The organism is Microbacterium sp. 1.5R (assembly GCF_007667425.1).
Classification (GTDB): domain Bacteria; phylum Actinomycetota; class Actinomycetes; order Actinomycetales; family Microbacteriaceae; genus Microbacterium.
In genome coordinates this window covers 784336-799499 of record NZ_VDRC01000002.1, presented here as the reverse complement: position 1 = coordinate 799499, position 15164 = coordinate 784336, and the positions used below count along the sequence as shown (strand labels likewise).

The following is a 15164-nucleotide window of genomic DNA, read 5'->3' as shown; positions in this document are numbered from 1 at the left end:
ATCGTACCCGTCGATCAATCGAGAACGGTCCCGGTGAGCTGCGAGAGCGGCTCGGCCAGCGCGTTGATGAGGTCGGTGAACTCGCGCTTGTCGGCATCGGTGAGCTCCGAGTAGCCGACGAAGCCGTCGGCGAGCGACCCGTGGGCGGCGAGTGAGGCCTCGAGAGCCGCGTAGCCGACTTCGATCTCGCCCACGAGCGCCTCTCCGTCCTCCCCCTGCGCCGCAGCGAAGTCCTGCACGAGCGAGAACGCCATCTTCGACCCCTCGACGTTGGCGGCGAAGTCGTAGAGGTCGGTGCCGGACCACCAGTCCTCCTCACCGGAGATCTTGCCCGTCGCCACCTCGTCGAGCAGGGCGATCGCCCCGTTCGAGATGCCGCCGATCCCCTGGTCCTCCAGCGCGGTCGTGAAGTCGTCGGAGTGCACGTAGTCGTACAGCTCCTGGACGTCGGCGAGCAGCTGATCGCCGTAGCCGGCGCGCTCCTCGGGCGTCGACGGCGCCCAGTCCTGCCACGCGGGCGTCTCACCGTCGGCGTTCAGGGCGTCCTGAGCCGGAACCCAGAGGTCTTTCTCGATGCGGTGGAAGCCCGTCCAATCGAGGCCTTCGGCGACGGCATCCACCTCCCGGTAGTCGATGCGGGGGTCGAGCGTGCCCAGTGCCTCGGCGACCGGCTCGATGCGCTCGTAGAAGGCACGCGTCTGCGGGAACTCCGTGCGTGCGGTCTCGTCGTCGCCCGACTCGTACGCGGCGACGAGCTCCTCCACCGCAGGCACGAGCTGGCCGACCTGATCCTTGACGAACGCCGCGTAGAGGTCGACCGCCTGCTGCTTCTGCTCCGAGTCCTCGCCGGCGACCGCGACCCGGTCACCCGTCACCGTGAACTCGGCCTTCCCGACGCCGTCACCGATCATCCCGGGCTTGCAGAGCGTGTAGTACTTCCCCGGCTGGGCGACCACGGTGAGCGTGCGCGACGCGGCGGGGGCGATGTTCTCGACCTCGCCGACGATGCGCAGACCGTCTTCGGCGAGCAGGTAGAACTCGGACGTCTGCCCGCTGTCGTTCGTGACGTCGAAGGTCAGGGTGCCGCTCGTCGCGGTCGCACCGGACACTGCGCAGTCGGAGTCGGTGGAGGCGACGTCGAACGCGGCACCCGCGGCGGCGTCGCTCTTCGCGACGCACCCGCTCAGCACGAGGACGGCCGCACCGGCGGCGGCGACGGATGCCAGGACTCGGCGGGTGGTAGTCATACTGCTCCTTGATCGGTGAGGGACTGCTCCGGTGCGTCCGCATCTGCGGACGATGGTGTCGTACGAGGTGTGGCCGGTCGGCGTGAGCGGAGCCCGCGGACGAAGAGGAACCCGACGACGACGAGGTAGACGGTCCAGGCCGCGACCTGCATCCAGGTCATGCGTGGCATGAATCCGACCGTCGCCTGCAGGATCGTGGCGAGCGTGCCGCCCGGCGCGACGGCGGCACTCACGTCGAACGCCCATCCGAAGGGGAAAGCCGCCCAGCCGGTCGCGACGGCGCCGGTGAGCGAGTCGACCGGGGCCAGAGCCGTGAAGGGCCCGGGGAGCGCTCCGGCCTCCTGCAGATCCATGACCGCGTAGGCGAGGACGCCTGCGGCGACGATCACGAGGAAGCCGCTCGTCCAGGTGAAGAACCGTCGCAGGTCGAGGCGGACGGCGCCGCGGGCCAGGAGCCACCCGATCACGACGGCGGCCAGGAGACCGAGCACGGCACCGAGCAGCGCCGTCGGCGCATCGCCGAACGACTGCACCATCGACCACAGCAGCAGCGTGGTCTCGATGCCCTCGCGTGCGACCGAGACGAAGCCGATCGCCACGAGCGCCCAGACACCGCCCTGGGTGAGCGCCCGATCGAGGCCGCCCTCGAGCGTGGCCTTCATCGTGCGCCCGGCCTTCTGCATCCAGAAGATCATCCAGGTGACCATGCCCACGGCCAGCAGCGACATGAGTCCGCCGATGAGCTCCTGCGCCTCGAACGTCAGTGAATAGGCGCCGAAGGTCAGGATCGCGCCGATTCCCAGCGCGAGGGCGATCGCGAGGCCGACTCCCGCCCACATCCGGGGAAGCGCATCCGCGCGACCGAGTCGGCGGAGGTAGGCGACGAGGATGCCGACGACGAGCGCGGCCTCGAGGCCTTCGCGGAGGCCGATGAGGAAAGTGGCGAGCACGGAGAGAACTCTCTGACGAAACAAAGGTAAGGCATCCCTTACCCGAAGGAGACATTAGCACCACGACGCCGATTGTTTCGACGGGATGCTCGACGACAGGCTTCGGGTAACTCTGCGCAATACTGGTCCGCACCCCCGACACCGCGATTTACGCTCGGGGGATGGCTGATCTCTCGCTCCCCATCCTCGACCTCTCCCAGCTCGACGCCGGCCCCGAGGCCGCAGCACGGTTCCGCGACGAGCTGCGCGCCGCCACCCATGACGTCGGGTTCTTCTACCTGACGGGGACCGGCATCTCCGCCGAGCTGGAGTCACGCCTGCACCGCGCCGCACTGGACTTCTTCGCCCTGCCCGAAGAGGACAAGCTCGCGATCGAGAACGTCAAGAGTCCGCACTTCCGCGGGTACACCCGCATCGGGGGCGAGCGGACGCAGGGCAAGGTCGACTGGCGTGAGCAGATCGACATCGGCCCGGAGCGCGAACCCGTCGAGGGCGGCCCCTCTTTCAACCGCCTCACGGGCCCCAACCTCTGGCCTGCGGCTCAGCCCGAGCTGAAGGAGGTCGTCACCGAGTGGCACGACACCCTCACCGAGATCGCTCGCAAGCTCCTCCGCGCGTGGGCGCTCACGCTCGGCGCCGAGGAGACGTACTTCGATGAGCCGTTCCGCGATCCGTCGACTCTGATCAAGATCGTCCGCTATCCCGGTACGAACGAGCCCGAACCGCAGCAGGGAGTCGGCGCCCACAAGGACTCGGGCGTGCTGACGCTGCTCTGGGTGGAGCCGGGCAAGGGCGGGCTCCAGGTCGAGCGCGACGGCGAATGGGTGTCCGCTCCCCCGGTTCCCGGCGCCTTCGTCGTCAACATCGGCGAACTGCTGGAGTACGCGACCGGCGGGTACCTCAAGGCGACCAACCACCGCGTCATCTCACCGAAGGCTCCCGAGGAGCGCATCTCGATCCCGTTCTTCTTCAATCCGGCCCTCGATCAGCAGCTGCCGCTCCTCGAGCTGCCCGCCGACCTCGCCGCCGAGGCGACCGGCATCACCGACGACCCCACGAACCCGATCCACGCGACCTACGGCGAGAACGCGATGAAGTCCCGCCTGCGGGCCCACCCCGACGTGGCGGCGATCCACCACCCCGACCTCGTCGGCCCTCCGGCCTGACGACGGTCGTCAGAGCGATTCAGCGCCACCGCCGAGGGCGACGATCTCGCGCAGCGCGTCCAGGTGACCCGCGAAGGCCACCCGCCCTGCGGGAGTGGAGCTGGCCCACGTCCGCTGGCGTCCGCCGACGGCCGCTCGCCTCGCCCTGACGTAGCCGGCGGCCTGGAGGTGCGCGAGCGCTTTGCTGAGCGCGGAGTCGCCGCACTGGAGGATGTCGCGCAGGGTCGCGAAGTCCAGCTCGATGCCTTCTCCCAGGGAGGCGACGAGCGAGAATCGGATCGGTGACGCGAAGTTGTCGTCGAGGCGGATCCGCGGATGCGGAGAACGCTGCGCCTCAGCCACGGTGGACGTACCCCGGGACGAGAGAAGCGCCGACGAATGCCGCGAGGATTCCGAGTCCGAGCAGCGGCGGCACGACCGACGGCGACGTCAGAGGGGACCCGGGAAGCACCACTCCCACGAGGATCGCTGCCCCCAGGGCGAAGGCGACGAGGTGCGGCCACCTCCATGCCTCGCCGATAGCGGGCAGGCCGAATGCCGAGTTCGTCGCGAACATCCACACGACGACCCCCAGGATGACGATCAGCAGGAGGGCTGAGCGGAGGACCCCGGCAGGCGCTCCCATGAGCGCCACGATCACGCCGAGACCTGTGCCGACCAGGATGGTCCCCACCTGGGCGCCTCGGTCGAGCCGCACACGCGGCAGCCGTGACGGCAGCGGGTCCGCCGATGCACGCCGCAACAGCCACAGCCCGTACCCGCCGAGAGCGAGGAGAGCGATCGCCGACGGTACGAACATGCCGATGACGGGGAAACCCGGCACGAAGCCGTTCAGGAGCAGGAAGACCACCGTGGCGACCAGCAGCACGATCCCTCCCACGATGAGCGGCCATTGCGCACGACCGAGCTTGCGCTGCATCCCGTGCCGTTGCGTGATCCCCACGACGATCTGCGCCCAGATGAGGAACACGAACACCAGCGCCTGGGCTTCCACGGTCGCGTCGCTGCGCATCACGAACGAGAACACGAGGAGGTAGATCGCCGTCGCGACGGCGTTCGCGATCTGCAGCCACGCTTGGGCACGCCTGTCGACCGCGCCATTCCGGCGATCGGTCACCTCGCCGACGTGGTCGAGGTAGCGCTGGGCCATGACCGGGTCAGGAGGGCTCAGCGGCTCCTGACCGTCGACTGCTCTCTGAGGGATGTCCGACATGATGCATCTCGCTTTCCTTTTGGAAAGCCTACGACTTTCCATGAGGAAAGTCGACAGACCGCCCCGAAGTCAGCCGGACATGACGAAGGCCGCCCCACACCTGGGACGGCCTTCTCAAGAATGTTTTGCGCGATTGAACGCTGGGTCCGTAGTGCCTTATCGGCGAAGACCAAGGCGTGCGATCAGCGAGCGGTAACGCTCGATGTCGACACCCTGGAGGTAGCCGAGCAGACGACGGCGCTGACCCACGAGCAGGAACAGACCACGACGCGAGTGGTGGTCGTGCTTGTGCTCCTTCAGGTGCTCGGTGAGGTCCTTGATGCGCTGCGTCAGCATCGCGGCCTGCACCTCGGGGGATCCGGTGTCACCGGGGTGCGTCGCGTACTCTTCGATGATCGCCTTCTTGACGTCTGCTTCCAGTGCCATAGATTCGATCCCCTCTCTGCTTGTTGCGCGGCGCCCGACGCCTGATGCGTGAGCTCTCTTTATCCGCGGCCGATCGAACGGCAACCTGAAGAGTCTACCAGGCGCGCAGGCTCGGGAGCGACCACCGCCCCGACCACCTCCCCCGCAGCGGATACGCTCGAAGGATGCACGACAGGCACACGGAGTGAGCGGGGCTCGCGGGCATCTGATCGACCTCAGTCCGCTGAAGGTGAGTCCGGCGTTCGCCCGCATGTGGATCGGATCCTCGCTCGCAGGGATCGGCGGGCAGCTCACGATCGTCACGGTCATGCTGCATGTGTTCGAGCTCACCGGCAGCACGTTCGCGGTGTCGATGATCGCGGTCGCCGGCCTCGTGCCCATGGTGCTCGCGGGTCTCTACGGCGGCATGCTCGCCGATGCGTTCGATCGACGACGGGTCGCACTGATCGCCGCCACCGTCACGTTCCTCTCCACGGCGCTCCTCGCCGCCCTCACCTGGACCGGCGCGGAGACGATCTGGTGGCTGTACGTGCTCAGCATCGTCAACTCGGCCGCGAACTCGGTCGGCATGGCGACGCGCACCGCGATCGTGCCCCGCCTGATCCCTCGTGAACAGCTGGCCGCGGCATCCGCTCTCAACGGCGTCGCGTTCGGCCTGACGGTGATGGCGGGGCCGGCCCTCGCCGGGCTGCTGGTCGCCCTCACCGGATACGGCTGGACCTACACGATCGACGTCGTGCTGATGCTGTCGATGTTCCTCGGACTGTGGACTCTTCCCGCCCTCCGCCCCGAAGGCGAGGTCGTGCGCCCGGGGCTCGCCTCCCTCGTGGACGGATGGCGGTTCCTGCGTCGCGCGAGCAACATCCGCATGCAATACGTCGTCGACATCATCGCCATGACCTTCGGCCAGCCACTCGCACTCTTCCCGGCTCTCGGCACCGTGATCCTCGGCGGCGGAGCGGTGACGACGGGCATCCTCACGGCATCCGTCGCCGTCGGCACGTTCGCATCGAGCCTCTTCTCCGGCAGGGTCGTGCAGTACCGCTGGCACGGCCGCGGAATCGCACGCGCGGTCGAGGTGTACGGAGCCGCGATCCTTCTGTTCGGTGTCGTGCTGCTCATCGGCGCCGTGACCGGCAGCGCCTCAGAGAGCGTCCCGGCGATCGCGCTCATCGTGGCGGCCTGCGTGGCGCTGGCGCTCTCGGGGGCGTCCGACAACGTCAGCTCGATCTACCGCAACACGATGATGCAGGCGGCCGTTCCCGACGCGATGCGCGGACGACTGCAGGGCGTGTTCATCGTCGTGGTCGCCGGCGGTCCGCGCCTCGGCGCCCTGTACGCCGGTGTGCTCGCATCGCTCACGACGCTGTGGTTCCCGCCGCTGCTGGGCGGATTCCTCGTGGTCGCGCTCGTGGCGATCCTCGCCGGCCGGAACCGGCGCTTCCACGGCTACGACGCAGAGAACCCCGCACCCTGAGCGGGGACGCAGAGAACCCCGCGCCCTGAGCGGGTGCGGGGTCCTCGGGAGCTGCGATCAGTCCTGCTGCAGAGCGGCCTGCAGATCGAGGTTGATCGTGACGTCCTTGCCCACGAGGACGCCGCCGGTCTCGAGCGCGGCGTTCCAGGTCAGGCCGAAGTCCTCGCGGTTGATGACGGCCTTGGCCGATGCGCCGGCCTTGTAGTTGCCCCACGGGTCGGAGCCGAAGCCGCCGAAGTCGACCTCGAAGGTGACGGGCTTCGTGATGCCGCGGATGGTGAGGTCGCCGTCGACGAACAGGTCGCCGTTCTCGGCGCGAGCGCCGGTGGAGACGAAGTCCATGGTCGGGAAGTTCTCGGTGTCGAAGAAGTCGCCCGAGCGCAGGTGCTGGTCGCGACCCTCGTCCTTCGTGTCGACGGACGTGACGTCGACGCTCGCCTCGACCGTGGTCTCGAGAGGGTTCTCGGGGGCGACGAGCGTGGCGCTCTTCACACCGAAGGTGCCGCGCACCTTCGAGATCATCATGTGGCGGACGCTGAACGTGACCTCGCTGTGAGCGGGGTCGAGGACGTAGGTGCCGGGACGGTAGCCGGGGATGTCGATGGTCATGTGGTGCTCCTCTGAAGACGTCAGTCGCATCTGCGACCGTGATCGTGGACCGCTCGCGCGGCATCACGTGAGACAACTTACATGCAGTTGCATGTATTCCCGAATGACGAGGACGATCCGGAACGGCGAAAGGCGCCGCCCCGAGCGGGGCGACGCCTTCGGCGGTCGAAATCGGATCAGCCGACTGCGACGAGATCGATGATGAAGATCAGGCTCTTGCCGGACAGGAAGTGTCCGCCGCCGGCCGGTCCGTACGCGAGGTGCGGCGGGATGGTGAGCTCGCGTCGTCCGCCCACCTTCATACCGGGGATGCCGTCCTGCCAGCCCTGGATCAGGCCGCGGAGCGGGAACTGGATGGTCTCGCCACGACCCCAGGAGGAGTCGAACTCCTCGCCGGACTCGTACTCCACGCCGGCGTAGTGGACGGTCACGGTGTCGCCGGGCTTCGCCTCGGCGCCGTCGCCTTCGATGATGTCGCGGATCACGAGCTCCGAGGGAGCAGGTCCGGTGGGGGCGTCGAACTCAGGCTTTGTGCGATCAGTCATGTGTTCCATCCAACCCGAGGCCGCGCACGAGGGTCAACGTGGCGGCACCTGCTCACAGCGAACACGTCAGCCCGCTCTCCGAGAGAACCTCTTGACACCCGCGGATGCCGGGTGCACCCTGTCTGTAGGCCAACTCAACGCCCGGGAGACATGCAGGCATCGCCGCAGCACCGGGCGTTGAGTCTGTCCGGAGAGCGTCCGATCAGTAGGCCAGCAGCGCGGCTCTCGCTGCGCGCGTGCGCACCAGCAGGGCCTGCTCGTCGCTGGACGCCATGGGGTCGCGCCCGGTGATCGCGCGCTGCCTGACGGCGGCGAGCGTGGTGGCGTCCTTGATGAAATCGCGCATGAGCGGGCGTCGGTCGCCGCGCAGCTGTGCCGCCCACTGCAGGCCCGTCCTGCGCCCCGCCGGCGTCGCGAGCATCACCACCTCTTCCGGGGTGAACCATCCGGCTGCGGCGTAGTCGCCGAGGCGCGCTTTCGTGAGTCGGGCCTCCTCGCGTCGCAGCGCGACGATCCCGAAGATGAAGCCGACGAACAGCGGCACCTGCAGCACGAAGTACAGCAGGAAGAAGTTGGCGAACGACGAGCCGTTCCAGAGCCCGTGCAGGAACATGGCGCCGAGCATCCCCAGCAGTCCGAACCCGAGCGCTGCGCCGGCCGACGCGTGCTTCCTGGCCGCGAGCCCGATCGCCAGGCCGGTCAGGGACGTGAACATCGCGTGTGCGAATGGCGACATGATCGCCCGCAGGATGAACGTGACGGTGAGCTGGCCGCCGCCGCCCTCGATCAGGCTGATCGCGAAGTACTGGATGTTCTCGGTGAACGCGAACCCGGCGCCGACGAGAGCGCCGTAGACGACGCCGTCGACCGGGCCGTCGAAGGACCGCCGCGCGATCAGGAAGATGATGAAGACGCCCACGCCCTTCCAGAGCTCCTCGACGATCGGGGCCTGGATCACCGCGCTCGCGACCTCGCCGCGCTGTCCCATCAGGAATGCGAGCCCGAGGTCGACCAGGAGGGTCAGCCCGACCGCGGCGACGGCTCCCCACGCGATCGCGAAGAACACCAGGGTCTTGGGCTCAGGCTCCCAGCGATCGATCATCCGCACGACGAGGAACACGATGGCGAGCGGTACGAGGGCGAGGATGAGACCGATGACCGAGGCGATCGGGCCGAGGAACAGTCCGAAGTAGGCGATCAGCCCCAGCAGGAGTAGACCGAGGAACCCGAACAGGATGCCGAGGGCGACGCCGCTGACCCGACGACGGGTCGGCAGCGCCGGCAGTCCCTGCGCCGGAGAGGGCGCGACCGGGGCGGGCGGCGAGTAGGGCGTGGGCTGGGCCAGCACCGAGGCATAGGCCGGGCGCTGCCCGAACGCCGGCGGGGCATAGTTCGACTGCGCGTATTGCTGGGCACCGTACTGCTGCGGGTAACCCTGCGGAGCAGGCTGCTGCTGATACCCCGGAGCCGGAGGCTGCTGCTGCGGGTACCCCTGCGGAGCCGGAGGCTGCTGCGACGCGGGCGGCGGGGTGTACGGCGACGGGTTGGACGGTCCTCCGGAACTCATGCCCACAGCATATTGGTAACAATCAATCGCGGCCCGGTCTGGCGACTTCCTCCAGCGCCGGACGCGCGCCACCGGATAGCGTAGAGGCATGCGGTTCGCTCATCTGCGTCGTGCCGACTCCTCCGCCGCCTCTCTGGCGGTCGTGGACGGTTCGGACGCCATCCTCGTCTCTGACCTCCTTCCGGACCCGCCGGCGACCCTGCAGCAGTTGATCGAGGGTGGAGCTTCCACGCTCGAGGCCCTGTCCGCCTCCCTCGCGCGGGGCGAGGCACCGCGGCATCCGCTCGGCGACTGGGAGTTCGACTCTGCCGTCATCGCTCCCCCGGCCGTGCTCGCCGTCGGACTGAACTACGCGGCGCACTCGAGCGAGCTCGGGCTCAAGACCGACACCGCCCCCACCGTCTTCACCCTGTGGCCGAACTCGCTCACCGGCCACGAGCAGACGACGTCGTGGCCGCTGTCTCTCAGCGAGGCTGTCGACTACGAGGCCGAGCTCGGCGTTCTCATCGGCACCCCCGCGAAGAACGTCGCCGAAGAGGACGCCCTCTCCCACGTCTGGGGCTATACGGTCGTCAACGACATCACGGCCCGCAACATCCAGTTCTCCGAGGCGCAGTGGTCGCGCTGCAAGTCGTTCGACGGCTTCACCCCGACCGGACCCTTCGCCGTCACCGCCGACGAGGTGGACGATCCCCAGGACCTGCATATCTGGGCGGTCGTCGACGGCGCGACGGTGCAGGACGCCAGCACCGGCCAGATGGTGCGCTCGGTAGCGAAGCTCATCGCCCACCTGTCGCAGTCGCTCACTCTGCTGCCAGGCACCCTCATCTCGACCGGCAGCCCCGGCGGCGCCGGCTACTCGCGCGACCCGCAGATCTTCCTGCGCGACCGTTCCACCGTGACCGTCGGCATCGACGGACTCGGCGAGCTCACCACGCACTGCCGGGTCATCGACTGACTCGCGCCGGAACGACACACGACGACGGCCCCGGTGAGGACACCGGGGCCGTCGTCTGCGTCGATCAGATCTCGATGAGGTCCTCGGGCGTGATCACCGGAATGGCTGCGGTCACGGCCTCGAGCCCCGAGAGGCGCGCGGGAGAGAGCTGCTTGGTCACCTCGTCACGCGACATGAGGCCCGCCTCGACGACGAGGTCAGCGACGTTGCGGTTCGTGAGCAGTGCGGTCTTCGCGAGCGCGGCGGCCGCCGCGTAGCCGATGAACGGCGTGAGCGCGGTGATCACGCCCACCGACGCGCCGACCATCGCACCGAGTCGGTCCCGGTTCGCGGTGATGCCGTCGACGCAGTTGACGCGCAGCGTCCACATGGCCTGCCGCATCCAGGTGATGGACTGGAAGATCGAATGCGCGATCACCGGTTCGAAGGCGTTGAGCTGCAGCTGCCCCGCCTCCGCGGCCATCGTCACGGTCATGTCGGCGCCGGCCACGGCGAACGCGACCTGGTTCACGACCTCGGGGATGACCGGGTTGACCTTGCCGGGCATGATGCTGGAGCCGGCCTGCATGGCGGGGAGATTGATCTCCCCGAGGCCGGCCTGCGGACCCGAGGAGAGCAGACGGAGGTCGTTGCAGATCTTCGACAGCTTCATCGCGTTGCGCTTGAGCGTCGACGAGAACGACATGAACGAGCCGGTGTCGCTCGTCGCCTCGACGAGGTCACCCGCGGTCACGAGGTCGAGCTCGGTGATCTCTCGCAGGTGCTTGAGCACGGCCGGCGCGTAATCGACGTGGGTCGTGATGCCGGTGCCGATGGCCGTGGCGCCCATGTTGATCTCGAACATGAGCGAGGCGTTCTCGGTCAGGCGGGTGTGGTCGTAGCCGAGAGTGCTCGCGAAGCCGTGGAACTCCTGGCCGAGCGTCATCGGAACGGCATCCTGCAGCTGCGTACGACCGACCTTGAGCACATCGTGGAATTCGTGCGACTTGTGCAGGAACGAGATCCGGAGCAGGTCGAGCTCCTCGAGCAGCGACCGCAACGTGAGCGAGAGGCCGATCTTCACCGCGGTCGGGTAGACGTCGTTGGTCGACTGGCTGCGGTTCGTGTGGTCGATGGGCGAGAGGAACGCGTAGTCGCCCTTCTCACGGCCGGCCATCTCGAGCGCGATGTTCGTGATGACCTCGTTCGCGTTCATGTTCGTCGACGTGCCGGCGCCGCCCTGGATCACGCCGACCGTGAACTGGTCATGGAACTCGCCGTCGATCACGCGCTGCGCCGCCCGGTCGATCAGCTCGGCGCGCTCGGGGTCGAGCACTCCGATCTCGCGGTTCGCCCGCGCACTGGCCTGCTTCACCATGGCGAGAGCCACGACGAGGTCGGGGTACACCGAGATCGGTCGCTTCGTGATCGGGAAGTTCGCGTCGGCGCGGGCCGTGTGGATCCCCCAGTACGCGTCGACGGGGATCTCCATGCTTCCCAGAGAATCGGTCTCGGTGCGGGTCAGAGCAGGCGCGGCAGAAGCCATGTCACATCCTTGTGGGTAGTGGCGAGTGAGGAAGCGGGGGATGCTGCCAGTCTACGCCCGCACGCATACGCCGCCAGGGATACGACGGCGGGTCAGCGCTTGCGGGAGAACGCCTCGAGACGCTGCTCGGGGGTGAGCGCCGCCATCTCCTCCAGCCACGCCTCCGAGAAGTAGTCGCCGGTCGTGGCATCGGTCACCGGCACCACCGTGTGCGTGATGGTGTCCGGTCGCACGTGCACGAGTTGGAAGGCCTGCGCGGCATCCATGCCGTTCACCTCGGGAGCGGGTCGCGCGACGTTCATCGTGTAGCAGGTCGCCGACGCGACGCTCACCGGTACACCGGCGAACATGCCGTGCGACGAGTAGTGCAGATGACCGGTGAGGATACCGCGCACATCGGTGCCGCGGATCACCGCCGCGAGCTCGTCCTGGCGCCGGAGTTCCAGGATGTCGAACAGCGGCAGGTGGCTGGGCAGCGGCGGATGGTGCATCGCGAGCAGTGTGCCGTGCGGGGCGGGTTCGCGGAGGATCTCGGCCAGCCACTCCAGCTGCGCGTCGTCGAGGTCGCCGTGGTGCCAGCCGGGCACGGTGGAGTCGAGCGCGATCAGCCGGAGACCGTCGAGGTCCCATACGCCGGTCACCGGTTCCTGCGTGGGTGCCAGGTCGAGCAGCGCCTCGCGCAGCGCCGGCCGCTCGTCGTGGTTACCCGCGACCCAGACGACCACCGTGTCGAGGGCCGCAGCGACGGGCTCGACGGCGGCCCTGAGCCGGCGGTACGCCTCGGGTTCTCCCAGGTCGGCGAGGTCTCCGGTGATCACGATGGCCGAAGGGTGCGGATGCACGGCCGTGATGGCCTCGAGCGTGTGCGCGAAGTTCGCCTCGACGTCGTACCGCCCGCCGAGGAGACGCCCGCCCGCGAGGAAGTGCGGATCGCTGACGTGGACGATGACATGCGAGGCCGGGCGATGCCGGCCGAAGACGTACTCGCTCTCGGGGGGCGCAGACATGCCCTCAGCCTAGGCCGAGGGGACGACACGACGGCGGGTATCGAGCCACTTCACCTGTAGTGATGTCGGTAGAGTGCTCCCATGGCGAAGAACGAGACCAGACGACGAGCGATCGCGGATGCCGGCCTGCGCCTCCTCGCCGCCGAGGGCTCGCGAGGGCTCACCCATCGGGCTGTCGATCAGGAGGCCGGAACCCCGGTCGGCACGACATCGAACTACTTCCGCAGCCGCGAGGCTCTGATCGAAGGGCTCGTCGAGCGCATCGGCGAGCGCCTGGCGCCCACCGTCGACGACCTCGGCCGTCGTGCGTCCGACGCCCCCAGTCCCGCGCTGTTCGCCGATTACCTGCGCGACATCGTGCGGCGGCTGAGCGAGGATCGCGACGTCACTCTCGCGCTGTTCGAGCTTCGACTGGAGAGCAGCCGGAGGCCCGAGCTCGCTGCGGTCCTCGGCGCGTGGCAGCGCGCCGGATTCGAGGGAGACGTGGCCTTCAACGCCGCCGCTGGACTCCCGGGCGGGCGGCGCGAGATCGCGCTCTTCCACTACGCGATCGACGGCCTGCTGCTCGATCGCCTCACGACGCCGATCGATCCGGAGACACCGACCGACGACATCATCGACGACCTCGTCGCCGGACTCCTGCGCTGACCGCCCCGACGCGGGCAGGGCCTGTGACGTCAGTGTCCGACGACGATGATGAGGATGCCGACGACGACTGCCGCCGCGCACAGGGCGAAGCACCCGTAGGCTCCGATCAGGGCGATGCGCTTCTGCCCGTCGGTGAGCGGGCTCTTGCGTGCCGCCTTCGCTGCCTGCTTCGCCGCCCGCTTGAGCTCCTTCTCTGTGACGACGGTGATCGCGTCGGTGAACTCCGCCGGGCTCACCACGGGCGCGTGTCCGCTGCGGACGAGCAGCCGGAGACCGAGCGCATAGAAGGTGACGACCGCGCACGCGCCGAGCAGCGCCGCCACGAAGACCTGCAGGAACGCACTCCAGTCGATGTCGACGCTCATCGCGGCTCCTCCCCCGTCGTCCCGTCGGATCTCTCCGCGGTCACCGGCGCCTGCGCCTGCGCCGAGGGCTCCTCCGCATGGTGCTTGCCCTTGGCCTCGGCCTTCGCGTTCGCTTTCGCCTTGGCCTCAGCCTTCGACTTGGCCTTGGCCTTCTCGCGTGCGTCCGCACGGGCCTTCGCCTCGGCCTTCGCCTGCGCGATGCGCTGCTGCCGGCGCGTGGGAGGCGGCGTGTCGGAGACCTCGACCGCGAGACCGGACTCGGCCACATCGCTCATCGCGTTGGCCGACGTCACGGCGTCGCGTCGCGAGCGCAGGAAGAGACCGATGATGACGGCAAGCGCGAGGACCGCGTCGATCGCGATACCCCAGTTGCCCAGCCAGTTCACGAGCAGCGCGGCGAAGGCGCCGACCGCTCCGGCGGCGGGGAGGGTGAGCAGCCAGCCGATGGCGATGCGACCCGCGGTCCGCCACCGCACGGTGGAACCGCGGCGGCCGAGACCCGACCCGATCACCGAGCCGGAGGCCACCTGCGTGGTCGACAGCGCGAAGCCGAAGGCGCTCGAGGCGAGGATCGTCGCCGCGGTCGAGCTCTCGGCCGAGAATCCCTGCGCCGGCTTGACCTCGGTGAGCCCCTTGCCGAGGGTGCGGATGATCCGCCATCCTCCGAGGTACGTGCCTAGCGCGATCGTCACCGCGCACGCGATGATGACCCACAGGTGCGGGTCTGCCTGCTCGCTGTTCTGCCAGCCGACGGCGATGAGCGCCAGGGTGATGACACCCATGGTCTTCTGGGCGTCGTTCGTGCCATGGGCGAGGGCGACCAGCGACGAGGTGAAGATCTGCCCCCAGCGGAAGCCGTCTCGTCCGTCCGGCTTGCCGTCGTACCGGCGCGTGATCGAGTACGCGATCTTCGTCGCCGCGAATGCGATGATCCCGGCGGTGATCGGCGCGATGAGGGCCGGGAGGATGATCTTCGACAGGACCATGCCGAAGTCGATGCCGGCCACACCGACGCCCACGAGCGTGGCGCCGATGAGTCCTCCGAACAGCGCGTGCGACGAGCTCGACGGCAGCCCGAGCAGCCACGTCAGCATGTTCCAGGTGATCGCGCCGATGAGCCCGGCGAAGATCATGGGCAGGAAGAGCTCTCCCTGCATGCTGTCTTCGCGGATGATGCCGTGCGACACGGTCTTGGAGACCTCGGTCGACAGGAACGCGCCGACCAGGTTCAGCACGGCGGCGAGCAGGACGGCGGTCTTGGGCTTCAGCGCACCGGTCGCGATAGGCGTCGCCATCGCGTTGGCGGTGTCGTGGAACCCGTTGGTGAAGTCGAAGAAGAGTGCCAGCGCGATCACCAGCACGACGATGAGGACTGCGGTTTCCACCGTTCTCTTTCGGTCGTCGGGAAGAGGGAGTGTCGACGGGATCGACGTGATGAACGAAGAGTTCACCGTGGGTTTG

The 15164-nt window shown here is 68.4% G+C and carries 16 protein-coding genes; 4 read left to right on the top strand and 12 right to left on the bottom strand.

Going from position 1 to position 15164, the window contains the following annotated elements; all coding sequences use genetic code 11:
* Positions 1 to 14 precede the first annotated feature (14 nt).
* Both efeO and efeU read right to left on the bottom strand, forming a co-directional pair.
* Positions 15 to 1247 carry an iron uptake system protein EfeO gene (gene efeO / locus FSY98_RS14660; protein WP_144877371.1) on the bottom strand — a complete coding sequence of 411 codons (1233 nt, stop codon included), beginning with the start codon at positions 1245 to 1247 and terminating at the stop codon, positions 15 to 17.
* Positions 1244 to 2197 (bottom strand): iron uptake transporter permease EfeU, encoded by a 954-nt coding sequence (gene efeU / locus FSY98_RS14655; RefSeq protein ID WP_144877370.1) that lies wholly within the window; start codon positions 2195 to 2197, stop codon positions 1244 to 1246. Before efeU ends, efeO begins: the two co-directional genes overlap by 4 nt.
* Before the next feature lie 161 nt (positions 2198 to 2358).
* Here efeU and FSY98_RS14650 point away from each other — a divergent pair, with 161 nt between their 5' ends.
* Positions 2359 to 3363 carry an isopenicillin N synthase family oxygenase gene (locus FSY98_RS14650; RefSeq protein WP_144877369.1) on the top strand — a complete coding sequence of 335 codons (1005 nt, stop codon included), beginning with the start codon at positions 2359 to 2361 and terminating at the stop codon, positions 3361 to 3363.
* A 9-nt stretch (positions 3364 to 3372) separates the two neighbouring features.
* Here FSY98_RS14650 and FSY98_RS14645 read toward each other — a convergent pair whose 3' ends face one another.
* From FSY98_RS14645 to rpsO, 3 genes are all read right to left on the bottom strand, one after another.
* Positions 3373 to 3705, bottom strand: coding sequence for a transcriptional regulator (locus FSY98_RS14645; protein ID WP_144877368.1), 333 nt, complete (start codon positions 3703 to 3705; stop codon positions 3373 to 3375).
* Positions 3698 to 4576, bottom strand: coding sequence for a hypothetical protein (locus FSY98_RS14640; RefSeq protein ID WP_144877367.1), 879 nt, complete (start codon positions 4574 to 4576; stop codon positions 3698 to 3700). Before FSY98_RS14640 ends, FSY98_RS14645 begins: the two co-directional genes overlap by 8 nt.
* A 156-nt stretch (positions 4577 to 4732) precedes the next feature.
* Entirely contained in the window at positions 4733 to 5002 is a 270-nt protein-coding gene (gene rpsO, locus FSY98_RS14635; RefSeq protein WP_144877366.1) for a 30S ribosomal protein S15, read from the bottom strand.
* A 184-nt stretch (positions 5003 to 5186) separates the two neighbouring features.
* Between rpsO and FSY98_RS14630 the strand changes: the two genes are divergently transcribed.
* Positions 5187 to 6479 (top strand): MFS transporter, encoded by a 1293-nt coding sequence (locus FSY98_RS14630; protein WP_144877365.1) that lies wholly within the window; start codon positions 5187 to 5189, stop codon positions 6477 to 6479.
* A gap of 57 nt (positions 6480 to 6536) precedes the next feature.
* On the opposite strand, the gene FSY98_RS14625 is transcribed toward FSY98_RS14630, so the two are convergent.
* The 3 genes from FSY98_RS14625 to FSY98_RS14615 form a co-directional block, all read right to left on the bottom strand.
* A complete protein-coding gene (locus FSY98_RS14625) occupies positions 6537 to 7088 on the bottom strand; it encodes a YceI family protein (RefSeq protein WP_144877364.1) in 552 nt (183 codons plus the stop codon).
* A 176-nt stretch (positions 7089 to 7264) separates the two neighbouring features.
* A complete protein-coding gene (locus FSY98_RS14620) occupies positions 7265 to 7633 on the bottom strand; it encodes an FKBP-type peptidyl-prolyl cis-trans isomerase (protein WP_144877363.1) in 369 nt (122 codons plus the stop codon).
* A 202-nt stretch (positions 7634 to 7835) separates the two neighbouring features.
* Complete coding sequence (locus tag FSY98_RS14615; RefSeq protein WP_186307702.1) at positions 7836 to 9200, bottom strand: PrsW family intramembrane metalloprotease; 1365 nt, start codon at positions 9198 to 9200, stop codon at positions 7836 to 7838.
* Between the two features lie 88 nt (positions 9201 to 9288).
* Between FSY98_RS14615 and FSY98_RS14610 the strand changes: the two genes are divergently transcribed.
* Positions 9289 to 10158: a fumarylacetoacetate hydrolase family protein gene (locus FSY98_RS14610; RefSeq protein WP_144877362.1), complete on the top strand. Its 870-nt coding sequence runs from the start codon at positions 9289 to 9291 to the stop codon at positions 10156 to 10158.
* 64 nt (positions 10159 to 10222) lie between these two features.
* On the opposite strand, the gene FSY98_RS14605 is transcribed toward FSY98_RS14610, so the two are convergent.
* Positions 10223 to 11683: an aspartate ammonia-lyase gene (locus tag FSY98_RS14605; RefSeq protein ID WP_144877361.1), complete on the bottom strand. Its 1461-nt coding sequence runs from the start codon at positions 11681 to 11683 to the stop codon at positions 10223 to 10225.
* A 92-nt stretch (positions 11684 to 11775) separates the two neighbouring features.
* Positions 11776 to 12690: a metallophosphoesterase gene (locus FSY98_RS14600; RefSeq protein WP_144877360.1), complete on the bottom strand. Its 915-nt coding sequence runs from the start codon at positions 12688 to 12690 to the stop codon at positions 11776 to 11778.
* A gap of 81 nt (positions 12691 to 12771) precedes the next feature.
* On the opposite strand from FSY98_RS14600, the gene FSY98_RS14595 reads away from it, so the two are divergent.
* Positions 12772 to 13338: a TetR/AcrR family transcriptional regulator gene (locus tag FSY98_RS14595; protein WP_144877359.1), complete on the top strand. Its 567-nt coding sequence runs from the start codon at positions 12772 to 12774 to the stop codon at positions 13336 to 13338.
* A 29-nt stretch (positions 13339 to 13367) separates the two neighbouring features.
* On the opposite strand, the gene FSY98_RS14590 is transcribed toward FSY98_RS14595, so the two are convergent.
* Complete coding sequence (locus tag FSY98_RS14590) at positions 13368 to 13703, bottom strand: peptidase (protein WP_144877358.1); 336 nt, start codon at positions 13701 to 13703, stop codon at positions 13368 to 13370.
* Positions 13700 to 15088, bottom strand: coding sequence for an inorganic phosphate transporter (locus tag FSY98_RS14585; RefSeq protein ID WP_144877357.1), 1389 nt, complete (start codon positions 15086 to 15088; stop codon positions 13700 to 13702). Before FSY98_RS14585 ends, FSY98_RS14590 begins: the two co-directional genes overlap by 4 nt.
* Positions 15089 to 15164: the final 76 nt, after the last annotated feature.